The following is a 12116-nucleotide window of genomic DNA, read 5'->3' on the forward strand; positions in this document are numbered from 1 at the left end:
AAAATGGCAGGGGTAGCTGGATTCGAACCAACGGATGCCGATATCAAAAACCGGTGCCTTACCACTTGGCGATACCCCTATCAGGTAACGTGGAAATGTCTTATTGGTGATTTATTCAAGCTGTTGACCAAGTAAGCTTTACATGGTGCATTTGCAAGAACATCATCAATGTTCATATCACTCGTTACTTCAGTAAAAACACAAGCACCTGTACCTGTAAGTTTTGCAACACCGAACTGGTCGAGATATTGCATCGCTTCATCTACTTCTGGATATAAACTTCTTGCCAAAGGCTCAAAATTATTTCCAAAATCAGATGGCTTTAACTGATAGGCGCAAAATTTAGAGCTCTTCGTGTTTCTTGTCAATGTTTTTTGTGAAAAAAGCAATTGAGTGCTGATAAAACAATCAGGTTTTAACACAATGTATTGTTTTTGATCTAAGTCTATGAATGTTAAGTGCTCACCTATGCCTTCAGCCCATGCATTGCGACCATGGACAAAGATGGGAACGTCTGCGCCTAACTGAACACCCAAGTCGGCTAATTGCTCAGTATTTAGCCCGCACTGCCACAGTTGATTGACTACGATTAATGTCGTTGCAGCATCCGATGAACCGCCACCTAAGCCTGCACCCATCGGAATAATTTTTTCAAGACGAATGGATAAACCGGTAGCTGTTTGTGCATACGGCTTAAGTATCTGCGTTGCTCTATAAATCAAATTTTGACTCAAATCGACACTATTTAAGCCTTCAATATGAATCTCTTGATCCGTTCGAGGCTCAAATTCCAACCAATCACATAGATCGATCAACTGGAAAATACTTTGCAGTTCATGGTAGCCGTTTTCACGACGACCCGTAATGTGTAAAAACAAATTCAGTTTTGAAGGGGCAGGGACACGGATCATAACGAGACAAACTAGCGGTTTTGAATGACCATTGTAATACGGTTTTCGGCACCATTTTCAAGTGCTTGTTTTAAAATCAGCCGATTTGGCATATGGGCTTGCTCGTTATAGCTCAGCTCAACGCTCCAACCATCTTCAATGATCTGTACTGCGCGTTTGGCACTGTCACGTTGGATTTGTGCTTGAACTGTTGCGGGTTTGGCTTGAACCCAATTGACTAAATGGGTGATGGGCGCCTGCCAACCAGTTGCTGTTTTTAAAAGTTCTTCAGGAGTTTCAGCTTGGATGAGGCCAGTTTTAGCACTATTCAGGCTAACTTCACCTGGACGACCAGTAATTTGCGTCTTACCAACGCCTAAAATTCCACTGAGCTCAATATCAAACTCTTGTTGCTGTTGTACCCATGTGAAAAAAGCACTGCCTGTCTGTTCAGGCGTACGCACCCCAATTTTACCTTGTAAGCTAAAGTGTTGATCAGATTCGGTTTGTATGGTGTTTGGGTCAAGCTGTGGTTTGGTAAATTGTTGACAGCCTGTTAGTGCCAAGCTACTTGCAGCAAGTAAGCTTAAGCTCAGATTTGAGAAAATACGCATAAAAACTATGAGCTCTTTTTCAGTTGTTGGGGTAACAATAAAGTATTTAGTTGATCCAATTGAGGATCATTTGGGTGTTTTTGTTTGAGTTGTTGTAACACAGTGGAGAATTTTTGCAGATCACCGAGCATATAGACTGATCGTGCATAACGTACCCCAATATTGACACTACCACTGATGAGATAGGCTTTTTCTAAAACTTCGGCTGACGTGCTAAAGTCATTTTGTAAGTAACAAATAAAGCCTAAGGTATCTAAGATGGAGGCTTGTTCAGGGGCATATTCTAAAGCATGTTCAACAAATCTACGTGCATCATCTAAGCGTCTGTTTTGCAAGGCTAAAGTGTATGCATAAGCATTGAGGTAGGTTGGGCTATTGGGCTCAATACTTAACAGTTGGTTTAGCAACTTTTCAAGTTTGTCTTTATCCGTATGTGGATCCAACATTAGCACTTCAGAATAGATCAGTTCAGGATCATCCGGTAAGTTTTTAATCGCCTCATCTAACAGTCGCATGGCTGCGGCTTTGTTATTCATGCGCTTTAAAATATCGGCTTGTGCCTGATACAAGAAGCTTGCATGTTGTGGGTAGTTCACCCGTTCTTGGGTTAAGAAGCGTAAAGCATCATTGGGTTTGTTTTGCTGAGTATAGATACTGATGAGGCTACGACGCGATACGGTATACAGACTACCATCGACTAGACGGTAGTAGGCCTTGGCTGTTTCAAAATGCTGTTTTCGTTCAGCATTCACTGCTAGATAGTAATAGGCTTCATTTTGATATTCAGCCGAATTACGTAGTTCAACCAGATATTTTTCAGCTTTTTCGTACTTCTTTAAATCAATACTGGTTAACCCCGCAATAAACAAGGCTTCTTCTTGGTTAGGCCATTTTTTAATCAGGCTCTCAAGCTTGGTTAAGGCCTCATTCGACGCATTAATTTTAATCAGATATTTGGCTTCTGCTAAACGGATATCGACATTGTCGCGGTGTTTACGACTCGATTTCGCATACCAATTACGGGTTTCTTCCTCTTGACCGAGTGCGCTGAGTAAGTTGGCTTTCATCAGGATGTAGCCTGTGACTTTTCCGCGCTTTTTTAGGGCTTTATTAATGGTGGTCAGGGCTTGTTCAAGCTGGCCATTTTGAGCCTCTAAACCTGCAATCAATGCCAAAATAGAGGGATTGTTCCGCTCCTTACTCGAACGTAACGCTTGAATGAGAATTTCTTGATCTTCAGGTTCTTCAGGGGCAATTCCCGCAAGGATTTGCTCTAAATCAGCATTGGCATCAATATTGAGAATCTTATCGAGCGTTTCAGCCGCAAGCTCATATTCATGTGCTTTGAGTGCAATATGCGACAAATAAAATAAGGCTGGAACATCGGTGGGCTCTTGCACCACCCAATGCGTTGCAATGTCGAGTGCGGCATGCAAATCATTTTGCTCAAGGGCAATATTTAAAGCGCGTTGTTTAATGGTGGTGGAATTACTTTTAATCGCCAGCACAGTATAGTTGTGCAAGGCAGTCGCACTGTCTTGGTAAGCCAGTGCAAATTCGGCAATCATACTTTGTTGAATTGCATCATAATTAGATAGCGAAAAATCTCCAGCTGCTCTAAGATGAGCACTAGATGCCATGCTACCGACGAGTAAGAATGTGGTAGAATATTGCTTAATTCTCGCGCCGCTCAGTCGGCAATGTGTTTGACGCAATTTTTCTTGATCCAAGTAATGCTTTTTATGACACCGTTATTGCACAATAGCATAAATTTAGCGAAATGATGATCTGATATGTCTTTCTTTGCATTGGGTGTCAACCATCAAACCGCCTCCGTAGAATTGCGTGAGCAAATTGCATTTAACCCTGAAAAGTTAACGCAACTGCTTGAGCAACAAGGCCAAAACCAAGACTTAAATGAAATGGTGGTGGTCTCTACGTGTAACAGAACAGAAGTGTATGCCATGTCTGAAAACTCAGATATGGTATTAAACTGGCTCGCCCAAGCAAATGGCATAGATGTTAAACAATTGTTGAATCATGTATACCGTTATGAAAATGCGCAGGCTGTGACTCACTTAATGCGTGTTGCAAGCGGTTTAGATTCACTCATGCTTGGTGAACCGCAAATTTTGGGGCAGGTTAAATCTGCACTATCTCTAGCGAAGACGGCTCATACTGTTTCTCCTCATTTAAACCGAATTTTTGAATATGCTTTCTATGCGGCGAAACGCGTCCGCTCTGAAACGGCTGTGGGTAGTCATGCTGTATCGATGGGCTACGCGGTGGCTCAGTTGGCATTACAAGTGTTTAGTAAGCCTGAAAAGTTGACAGTCATGGTGGTCGCTGCGGGCGAAATGAATAGCTTAGTGGCGAAGCATTTGGCTGAAATGGGAGTCGCAAAAATCCTCATTTGTAACCGTACACGTGAACGGGCTGAAACTTTGGCTCAAGAAATAGCCCATCGTGTAGATGTTGAAATCATTGAGTTTGATCAGTTGGCCAATAACTTAGCACGTGCAGATGTCATTTCCAGTTGTACCGGTAGTTTACATCAGGTGATTCATTATCCAGATGTCAAAGCTGCTTTAAAAAAGCGTCGTTATCAACAAATGTTGATGGTGGATTTGGCTGTTCCGCGTGATATTGAACCGAAAGTGGAAAGTTTGGATGGCGTCTATTTATATGGCGTAGATGACTTGCAGTCGGTGATTGATGAAAACCTTGCTCAACGTCGTCAGGCGGCGGTTGAAGCTGAGGTCATGGTCAACCAATTAGCAACCGAGTTGGTGACTCAGCAGAAGGTTAATCTTGCGGGTGAAACCATCCATGCTTACCGTCAGCAAGGTGAACAGTTAAGGCAAGAAGAATTAGATCTAGCGTTGGCACGGATTGCGAAAGGGGAACAGGCGGAACGAGTGATGCAAGAGTTTGCACATCGTTTGACGCAGAAGTTGCTACATCCGACCTCGATTATGCTGCGTGAAGCAGCCAAATCTGAAGATCCGAGTCATTTTGAGCAAATGCAAACGTGTTTAAATGAGACTTTTGCTAAACGTCGTAAAACTAAAAAGTAAATCCGAATACAAAAAATGTAATAGGTTTAAGTAATTAGTCTTAAGCCTATTTTTTTGGTCAGTTCAAAGAGTTTATGTTTTAAATTTCGTGTCTCAATTAATGAATTTGGGGCTTTAAGTTTAAGTTTTAAATATTTTTCTTCAAGCGAAAGGGCATATTCACTGGCCAGTTTATCCGCCAGTTCTGGTGTTTTAGTTAGTTCTTCAATATTGGTGCGCTGCATAATATCGGCAATCGCGTTGGCATAACGGCTACACGCACCCAGTACATAATAGGTCGCCAGTTCTTGGTCATCGGGTAAATCATCAAAGATGCCATCTAAGACTTGTAGCACATGCGCTAAAAGTTCATCTTCAGGTAAATAGGCGCGTAGAGTTTCAAAGTGAATATACAAAAACGGATGATGGATCAGAACGGCGAGGGCGAAGTCTTCGTCTTTGGTGCGAATATTAAAAGACAACGAGGCATCGTTGCTGACTTGAGGTGTCCAGCGACGACCAAAACCGAGTTTTTCTTTGAAGGATTGATTTAGCAAATAACGGAAAGAGCCTGTTTTTGGCAATAAGTCCGTCAGTTGGCGTAACTCACTCATGACCTGACTTTTACCTTCAGGACTACTGATGTCATGGTTCTGCGTTAGATGTGCAAAAACAAAGTCTGATAGAAGAGGAGCCTGTTGGAGCAGTTTATTAAAGTTTTCAATACCTTCGCGACGAATCAGTGAGTCAGGGTCATGATCATTTGGTAAAACAAAAAACTTCAGCTCGCGACCATCATTGAGTAAAGGTAACGCAATTTCTAAAGTGCGGCGTGCCGCTTTTTGTCCGGCCACATCACCATCGAAGGCAATGGTAATACGGTTATTTTGTTTAAACAGAATATTTAAGTGTTCGGTGTTACTGGCAGTTCCTAAGGTCGCCACGGCACCTGCAATGCCATACTGCTGTAGCGCAATCACATCCATATAGCCTTCGACCATCAGCCAGTCTTGGGCTTTTTGTTTACGGCCTTCATATAAACCATAAAGCAATTGGTTTTTATGAAATACCTCAGAGTCTGGCGAATTGATGTATTTGGGTTTAATTTCGTCATTTAGAGCACGACCACCGAAGCCCACCACGCGACCTTTGGCATCACGAATCGGAAATATGACACGATCCCGCAGTAAGTCGAAGTCACGACCGTTATCACTAGTACGAATCAGTCCGAGTAGCTTTAAGCCTTCGATATCTTGCGGGAAGGCTTTTTCTAAGTGTTGCCAGTCCTCAGGTGCATAACCTAAACGCCAATATGCAATGGTATCTCGGCTGAGACCACGCTGTTTAAAGTACTGCTGAGCAGCACGACTATGCGGTAGTTGTTGCTCATAGTATTGCGCAATATTTTCTAACAGGTCGTATAAGTTGCCTTCTTGAACGGGGGCAGTGTTGAAGCCCTCGAAAGTATCAAAATCAGTGTAACCTTCTTGATAGTCCATGGACTGAAATTCAGCAAAAGGATCATGCTCAATCTGAAACTCAGGTTGTGCTGGAGCTGGCTCAGTTTTTTTGGCTTCGGCGACATCAACCTGTGGTTTTTGAGCAGGTTTAGCTTCGCGCTTATACACCAGTTTTTTCGAGTCACGGTTATCTTTTGGAAGTTCGATGCCTGTTTGACTCGACAAATCCTTCATCACATCAATAAAGCTACGACTGTCGATGTCCATTAAAAAACGAATGGCATTCCCATTGGCCTGACAACCAAAACAGTGGAAATACTGTTTGTCACGATACACGTGAAAAGATGGTGATTTTTCTTGATGGAACGGACAACAGCCTGAATAGGTACGACCTGACTTTTTAAGTTTCACACGTTGACCAATCAGGTCGACAATGTCGGTCCGATCTAAAATTTGGTCAATGGTGTGTTGAGGAATAGCCATGTCGAATCGTCAGTCGCTGATGTTTTGAACCGTGAAAAGAAGCAGAGATGGAGGTTTTAAAATGCAAAAAACCATCGAATCTAGATTGTTTTGTATACCTTTTAGGCGTTTTGATCAAGCGGAAATCGCACAAAACAAAAGGGCAAGTATGATAACTTGCCCTTTCTAAAATAGCGAATATTTCAGAGGAATTATTCGGTTTCAGTATTGATGTTTTGCTGTGTTTCAGGGCGATCGAGTAAACCGAAACTGATACGGTTGGTAAAGCTGCGCTCTGTTGTTTGTTTGGGTTGCTCGATTTTTTCTTCAGAACTGTTTTGTTCTTCGCGACCAAATACACCTAAAGTCGCACGGTTGACCCAACTTGCTTCTTTACGTGCAGCACGTAAGTTCACTTCACCATTCGATTTCACTAAATTTGGATAATTTAGTTTCAAGACATCGGTATATTGTTGTGCAGTTTGCTTGTCGCCCAATTGGTCATACGAATAAGCAACAGTTGCTAAAGCTTCAGGCACTTGAGGGCTTTGTGGATAATGTTCAATCACCCATTGCGCACGCTCTAGTGCTGCGACCCATGCTTTACGTTTGATATTAAAACGTGCGGCATTCATTTCGCTTTCAGCCAACTCATTGCTGATAAACTTCATGCGTTGTGCGGCATCTACAGCATAAGTGCTTGAAGGGTAACGACGAATAAAATCTACGAAGTTTTGATACGCCACTTTAAGATAGCTCACATCGCGATGTGCTTGCTTTAAAGATGTATAGCGAATCAAACCATCATAGTTTTGTTCCATGTTGGCTACACCACGTACATAGTAGGCATAGTCCACATTTGGATGCTGAGGGTTCAAACGAATGAAACGATCAGCCAGTGCAATCGCACCTTCATAATCTTTTTGCTGAAACTTCACATAGAGCAGCTCTAGTTGAGCTTGTTGTGCATATTCACCTGTAGGGTAATAGGTATCTAATGCTTCTAAGTGTTTTGCAGCGTCGGTATATTGACCACTTTGCAGTGCTTTTTCTGCTTTTTGAATATAAACCTGTTCACTCGATTGTGGACCGGTATCTACCACTTCTTTCTTGGGATTGCTGCTACAGCCTACCATTGCAGATGCAATGCCAATCGTTAGAGCAAGCATTGTCATTTTATAATGTGGTAGCGACATAAAAATTCCTCTGTTAATACGGGCAATGAGCTACAATTGCGCTATTAAATCACTTTTATTTGAATGATCAAATGGCTCAAGCACAATCTTCCGATCCAAATTTCCCTGAAACCGATTTCAATTTACTTGAAGATTCTGAGGATGCAGATAACCATACTTCAAGCTCTACTGCAACACGTTTATCGTTGCAATTTCAATTGGATGAAACTTATCTCGGACAGCGTATAGACCAAGTCGCAGCAACGATTTGGAGCGACTTTTCGCGTGAAAAACTCAAACAGTGGCTAAAAGAAGGCCATTTGTTGGTAAATGGTAACAGTGTCAAACCGAAATATAAATGTGAAGGATTTGAACTGTTAACCCTTGAAGTTGAGTTAGAAGCCCAAACTCGTAGTCTGCCTGAAGATATTCCGCTGGATATTGTGTATGAAGATGACGACATTATTGTCGTTAATAAGCCTGTTGGGATGGTAGTTCACCCAGGTGCGGGCAACTCATCAGGTACTTTAGTGAATGCATTATTGCATCATTATCCAAAATCGGCAGAACTGACTCGTGCGGGTTTGGTGCATCGTATTGATAAAGATACGTCAGGCTTATTGGTTATTGCGAAAAATTTAGAAGCACAATTTTCACTCAGCAAGCAATTGGCGAAAAAAACGGTTTACCGTGTTTATGACCTGATTGTGTATGGCAATGTGATTGCTGGCGGCACGGTGGATGAACCGATTAAACGTCACCCTGTCGATCGTGTCAAAATGGCGGTCTTGCCAGGCGGTAAAGATGCTGTAACACACTACAATGTGAAAGAACGCTTCCAACATTTCACCCGCATCCAAGCTCGTCTTGAAACTGGACGTACGCATCAGATTCGTGTGCATTTTAGTTATATTGGTTTTGGTTTAGTTGGCGATCCTGTGTATATGCCGCGTGTGCGCGTGCCCGCAGGTGCAACAGAACTTTTAGATGAGACTTTACGTGGTTTCAGACGCCAAGCCTTGCATGCAGCAGAGCTCGGTTTGAAACACCCTCGTACAGGTGATGAAATGTTGTTTAAAGCGCCGTGGCCAGCAGACTTGGCGACCTTGGTCGATGTACTCCGTACGGAAAACAAAGCCTACTAAGTTATAGCTGAATCATCATAAGGACAGTATATGCAATTTGTTCAAGGACTTCCGGCAGGTGTTTTTGTGGGGCAAACCCGTGTGCATCATGATCGTGCTTTAGAAACCACTCAAACTGAACTGCAAGGCTTTAATTTGGCTTTGCACGTACAGGATGATGCCGCACGTGTGCAACAGCATCGCATGATCTTGCTCGAAGAGTTTGCGGGCTATGGGGTCGATAAAATCACATGGATGACGCAAACTCACAGCACCATTTGCCGTGTAGTGAATGAGCAAATTGACTTTGATGCTCAAGAAGGGGATGGTTTGGTGACACAGCGCCCGAAGCATGCCCTGATGATGATGACAGCCGATTGTTTGCCAGTGGTTGTAGGCAATGTAGATGGAACTGAAGTGGCCAATTTGCATGCAGGTTGGCGTGGGTTGGCACATGGCATTGTTGAAAATACCATTGCCAGTATGAACACTCAGCCAACATGGGCTTGGTTGGGTGCGGCTATTAGCCAGCCTTGTTTTGAAATTGGGGCGGAAGTAAAAGAAGCTTTTTGTTCAAAGTATGCTGAGCTTGAGTCTGCATTTCAAACAGGTGAGCAAGCTGGAAAATATTATGCTGACTTATATGCGATCGCAAAATTTATTCTAAAACAGCATGGTGTTGAAGTGGTTTCTGGCGGTGATCAGTGTTCATTTAGCCAGTCTGATGAATATTTTTCGTATCGCCGTCATGCCAAAACTGGGCGTATGGCGACCTTTGTGTTTATGCATTAGTTTTGGCTTTTGATGAAGTGTTTGGCTGTTTTAATCCTTGCACTTACTCCCCACTCAGCGAGTGGAAGTGTTAAACTTAACTCAATTCTTTGGTCTTAAAAATTTCCATGTCTGTACCTGATCTTGTTTCTGCTACACCTGTTCATGTGTGTGTGGTTTATCATAGCGCTTATGGTCATACGGCGAAAGTCGCTCAGTATATTGCACAAGGTGCAGAGCAGGCGGGTGCTGATGTGCATTTAATTTCTGTTGCTGCTGTGCAGTGGGATTTGTTAGATCAGGCCGATATTATTGTGATGGGTTGTCCAACCTATATGGGCAGTCTCACAGCAGCACTTAAACAGTTTATGGAAGACTCCTCTAAGCGTTGGTTAGCACGGGCTTGGCAAGGGAAACTGGCTGCAGGTTTCACCAATGGCGGTGGCTTAAGTGGCGATAAACTGGCGGTATTACAACAGATTAATTTATTTGCTATGCAGCATGGTATGTTGTGGGCGGGTTTACCGTTTATGCCGACAGGACGTAGCCAACACGATATTAATCGGATGTCGAGCTTTTTAGGTTTGATGACTCAGTCAGACAACGCCAGTATTGAAATAACCCCACCCGAAGGTGACTTGGAAACTGCTCGAAAGTTCGGAAAATATTTGGTCGAGCTAAAAGCTGATTATTAATAAAAAACCTCCCATTGGGAGGTTTTTTATTATTTATGCATAATGCGGGCTTTATCACGTTGCCAGTCACGGTCTTTTTCCGTGGCACGTTTGTCATGTAGCTGTTTGCCTTTTACTAAAGCGATTTCTAATTTGGCACGTGGTCCTTTCCAATACGCAACAAGCGGAACGCATGAATAACCTTTTTGATTCACTGCGCCGAGTAGCTTATCAAGTTCACGACGGTTCAACAGTAACTTACGGGTACGGGTCGCTTCAGGAACAATGTGCGTTGATGCACTGAGTAAAGGCTGAATTTGAGCACCGAACAGGAAAGCTTCACCATTTTTAAAGGTGATATAACTCTCAGACAGCGTCATACGACCTGCACGTAATGATTTCACTTCCCAGCCTTGCAGTGACAGGCCAGCTTCAAATTTTTCTTCAATAAAATAGTCGTGACGTGCACGTTTATTCTGTGCAATCGTCCCGCTGGTATTTTTTTTAACTACAGTTGCTTTCGCCATAATCAATTACTTCCAACAATGTACCTATTGTGCCTTAAAGCAGGGTTAAGGTGAAGTTTTTTCAAATTTATGGAGTTTCTTCACCTATAAAACAAGTTTTTGCTAAAATATGGCTCTACAAAATCAACAGAGTAAAAATGGATGTCTAAAACTCGCGTCATTTACCCGGGGACTTTTGATCCAATTACCAATGGTCATATTGATTTGGTCACACGTGCATCACGTATGTTTGATGAAGTGGTGGTAGCCATTGCCATTGGTCATCATAAAAACCCTCTCTTTAGTTTAGAAGAGCGTGTGAGCTTGGCCAAAGCATCATTAAGCCATCTTGATAATGTTGAGTTTGTAGGTTTTGATGGTTTGTTGGTAAATTTCTTCCGTGAACAGAAGGCAACGGCTGTACTGCGAGGATTGCGTGCAGTGTCTGACTTTGAATACGAGTTCCAGTTAGCCAATATGAACCGTCAACTTGATTCACACTTTGAGGCAGTATTTTTAACGCCGTCAGAGCAGTATTCATTTATTTCATCGACGTTGATTCGTGAAATAGCACGTTTAAAAGGTGATGTGACCAAGTTTGTACCGCAAGCTGTAGTCGCTGCTTTTGAACGTAAACATCAACAAGGTTGGTAATGTGTCTTTATATATAACCGATGAATGCATCAATTGTGATGTTTGTGAACCTGTGTGCCCCAATGAAGCCATTTTCATGGGGGAATTGATTTATGAAATCAATCCAGACTTATGCACAGAGTGTATCGGACATTATGATAAACCCCAGTGTCAATTGTTCTGTCCAGTGGACTGTATTCCGTTGGATCCTAATCATGCGGAAACTGAGGATGAGCTCATGGATAAATATAAAAAGCTGATTGCTCAAAAAAGCGCAAGCAATTAAGTCTAAGATTTGATACTATGCGCCTCGAAGTGAGCCAGACGATCGCTGCTGTGGAGATCTCCGTGATTGAAGCAGGGGAGGAAAGTCCGGGCTTCATAGGGCAAGGTGCCAGGTAACGCCTGGGCGGCGTGAGCCGACGGAAAGTGCAGCAGAGAGTAGACCGCCTTCATTATGGTTTCGAGCAATCGAAATCGGAGGTAAGGGTGAAAGGGTGCGGTAAGAGCGCACCGCATGGCTGGTAACAGTTCATGGCATGGTAAACCCCACCGGAAGCAAGACCAAATAGGGATCCTTTAGGCATGGCCCATGCTGGATCCGGGTAGGTCGCTTGAGCGTATGAGTGATTGTACGCCTAGAGGAATGATCGTTCTCGACAGAACCCGGCTTATCGGCTCACTTCAACAAATTTTGATCAATTAAGCGCGCAAGGTACTTGACGTACTAGTGAGAAAACCACATAATGCG

The 12116-nt window shown here is 43.0% G+C and carries 12 protein-coding genes, 1 tRNA gene and 1 other RNA gene; 7 read left to right on the forward strand and 7 right to left on the reverse strand.

The annotated features are described in order from the left end of the window. Positions 1-4: 4 nt before the first annotated feature. The 4 genes from F986_RS12220 to F986_RS12235 all read right to left on the reverse strand — a co-directional run bounded on the left by F986_RS12220 (position 5) and on the right by F986_RS12235 (position 3219). A tRNA-Gln gene (locus tag F986_RS12220) sits at positions 5-79 on the reverse strand. A 1-nt stretch (position 80) separates the two neighbouring features. After that, positions 81-911: a 4-(cytidine 5'-diphospho)-2-C-methyl-D-erythritol kinase gene (gene ispE, locus F986_RS12225; protein WP_004695515.1), complete on the reverse strand. Its 831-nt coding sequence runs from the start codon at positions 909-911 to the stop codon at positions 81-83. A gap of 11 nt (positions 912-922) precedes the next feature. Continuing rightward, positions 923-1504 carry a lipoprotein insertase outer membrane protein LolB gene (gene lolB / locus F986_RS12230; RefSeq protein ID WP_004695517.1) on the reverse strand — a complete coding sequence of 194 codons (582 nt, stop codon included), beginning with the start codon at positions 1502-1504 and terminating at the stop codon, positions 923-925. Positions 1505-1509: 5 nt separating this feature from the next. After that, positions 1510-3219 (reverse strand): tetratricopeptide repeat protein, encoded by a 1710-nt coding sequence (locus tag F986_RS12235; protein WP_004695519.1) that lies wholly within the window; start codon positions 3217-3219, stop codon positions 1510-1512. A 78-nt stretch (positions 3220-3297) separates the two neighbouring features. Here F986_RS12235 and hemA point away from each other — a divergent pair, with 78 nt between their 5' ends. Beyond that, positions 3298-4581 (forward strand): glutamyl-tRNA reductase, encoded by a 1284-nt coding sequence (gene hemA, locus F986_RS12240; protein ID WP_004695521.1) that lies wholly within the window; start codon positions 3298-3300, stop codon positions 4579-4581. 26 nt (positions 4582-4607) lie between these two features. On the opposite strand, the gene F986_RS12245 is transcribed toward hemA, so the two are convergent. Then, on the reverse strand, positions 4608-6503 hold the full coding sequence (locus tag F986_RS12245; protein ID WP_004695523.1) for a DNA primase: 1896 nt from the start codon (positions 6501-6503) through the stop codon (positions 4608-4610). A gap of 191 nt (positions 6504-6694) precedes the next feature. Then, positions 6695-7678 (reverse strand): outer membrane protein assembly factor BamD, encoded by a 984-nt coding sequence (locus tag F986_RS12250; protein WP_004695525.1) that lies wholly within the window; start codon positions 7676-7678, stop codon positions 6695-6697. Positions 7679-7749: 71 nt separating this feature from the next. Between F986_RS12250 and rluD the strand changes: the two genes are divergently transcribed. The 3 genes from rluD (at position 7750) to F986_RS12265 (ending at position 10247) form a co-directional block, all read left to right on the forward strand. Next, positions 7750-8802 carry a 23S rRNA pseudouridine(1911/1915/1917) synthase RluD gene (rluD, locus tag F986_RS12255; protein WP_004695527.1) on the forward strand — a complete coding sequence of 351 codons (1053 nt, stop codon included), beginning with the start codon at positions 7750-7752 and terminating at the stop codon, positions 8800-8802. A 30-nt stretch (positions 8803-8832) separates the two neighbouring features. Next, the gene (gene pgeF / locus F986_RS12260; protein WP_004695528.1) at positions 8833-9573 is read left to right on the forward strand and encodes a peptidoglycan editing factor PgeF; all 741 of its coding nucleotides are present in this window, start codon (positions 8833-8835) and stop codon (positions 9571-9573) included. Between the two features lie 107 nt (positions 9574-9680). Next, a complete protein-coding gene (locus F986_RS12265) occupies positions 9681-10247 on the forward strand; it encodes a flavodoxin family protein (RefSeq protein WP_004695530.1) in 567 nt (188 codons plus the stop codon). Positions 10248-10276: 29 nt separating this feature from the next. On the opposite strand, the gene smpB is transcribed toward F986_RS12265, so the two are convergent. Beyond that, the gene (smpB, locus tag F986_RS12270; protein WP_004695532.1) at positions 10277-10753 is read right to left on the reverse strand and encodes an SsrA-binding protein SmpB; all 477 of its coding nucleotides are present in this window, start codon (positions 10751-10753) and stop codon (positions 10277-10279) included. 141 nt (positions 10754-10894) lie between these two features. On the opposite strand from smpB, the gene coaD reads away from it, so the two are divergent. From coaD to rnpB, 3 genes are all read left to right on the forward strand, one after another. Next, the gene (gene coaD, locus F986_RS12275) at positions 10895-11386 is read left to right on the forward strand and encodes a pantetheine-phosphate adenylyltransferase (RefSeq protein WP_004695534.1); all 492 of its coding nucleotides are present in this window, start codon (positions 10895-10897) and stop codon (positions 11384-11386) included. A gap of 1 nt (position 11387) precedes the next feature. Continuing rightward, on the forward strand, positions 11388-11651 hold the full coding sequence (locus F986_RS12280) for a YfhL family 4Fe-4S dicluster ferredoxin (RefSeq protein ID WP_004695536.1): 264 nt from the start codon (positions 11388-11390) through the stop codon (positions 11649-11651). A gap of 26 nt (positions 11652-11677) precedes the next feature. Further along, an RNA gene (gene rnpB, locus F986_RS17620) (RNase P RNA component class A) lies at positions 11678-12055 on the forward strand. The last annotated feature ends 61 nt before the right edge of the window (positions 12056-12116 follow it).

The organism is Acinetobacter johnsonii CIP 64.6, assembly GCF_000368045.1.
GTDB lineage: Bacteria > Pseudomonadota > Gammaproteobacteria > Pseudomonadales > Moraxellaceae > Acinetobacter > Acinetobacter johnsonii.

Bases quoted from the DNA above. Each gene is read 5' to 3' on its own strand.
- hemA (WP_004695521.1), top strand. From the start codon at position 3,298: ATGTCTTTCTTTGCATTGGGTGTCAACCATCAAACCGCCTCCGTAGAA.
- F986_RS12250 (WP_004695525.1), bottom strand. From the start codon at position 7,678: ATGTCGCTACCACATTATAAAATGACAATGCTTGCTCTAACGATTGGC.
- smpB (WP_004695532.1), bottom strand. From the start codon at position 10,753: ATGGCGAAAGCAACTGTAGTTAAAAAAAATACCAGCGGGACGATTGCA.
- F986_RS12245 (WP_004695523.1), bottom strand. From the start codon at position 6,503: ATGGCTATTCCTCAACACACCATTGACCAAATTTTAGATCGGACCGAC.
- rluD (WP_004695527.1), top strand. From the start codon at position 7,750: ATGGCTCAAGCACAATCTTCCGATCCAAATTTCCCTGAAACCGATTTC.
- coaD (WP_004695534.1), top strand. From the start codon at position 10,895: ATGTCTAAAACTCGCGTCATTTACCCGGGGACTTTTGATCCAATTACC.
- lolB (WP_004695517.1), bottom strand. From the start codon at position 1,504: ATGCGTATTTTCTCAAATCTGAGCTTAAGCTTACTTGCTGCAAGTAGC.
- ispE (WP_004695515.1), bottom strand. From the start codon at position 911: ATGATCCGTGTCCCTGCCCCTTCAAAACTGAATTTGTTTTTACACATT.
- pgeF (WP_004695528.1), top strand. From the start codon at position 8,833: ATGCAATTTGTTCAAGGACTTCCGGCAGGTGTTTTTGTGGGGCAAACC.
- F986_RS12265 (WP_004695530.1), top strand. From the start codon at position 9,681: ATGTCTGTACCTGATCTTGTTTCTGCTACACCTGTTCATGTGTGTGTG.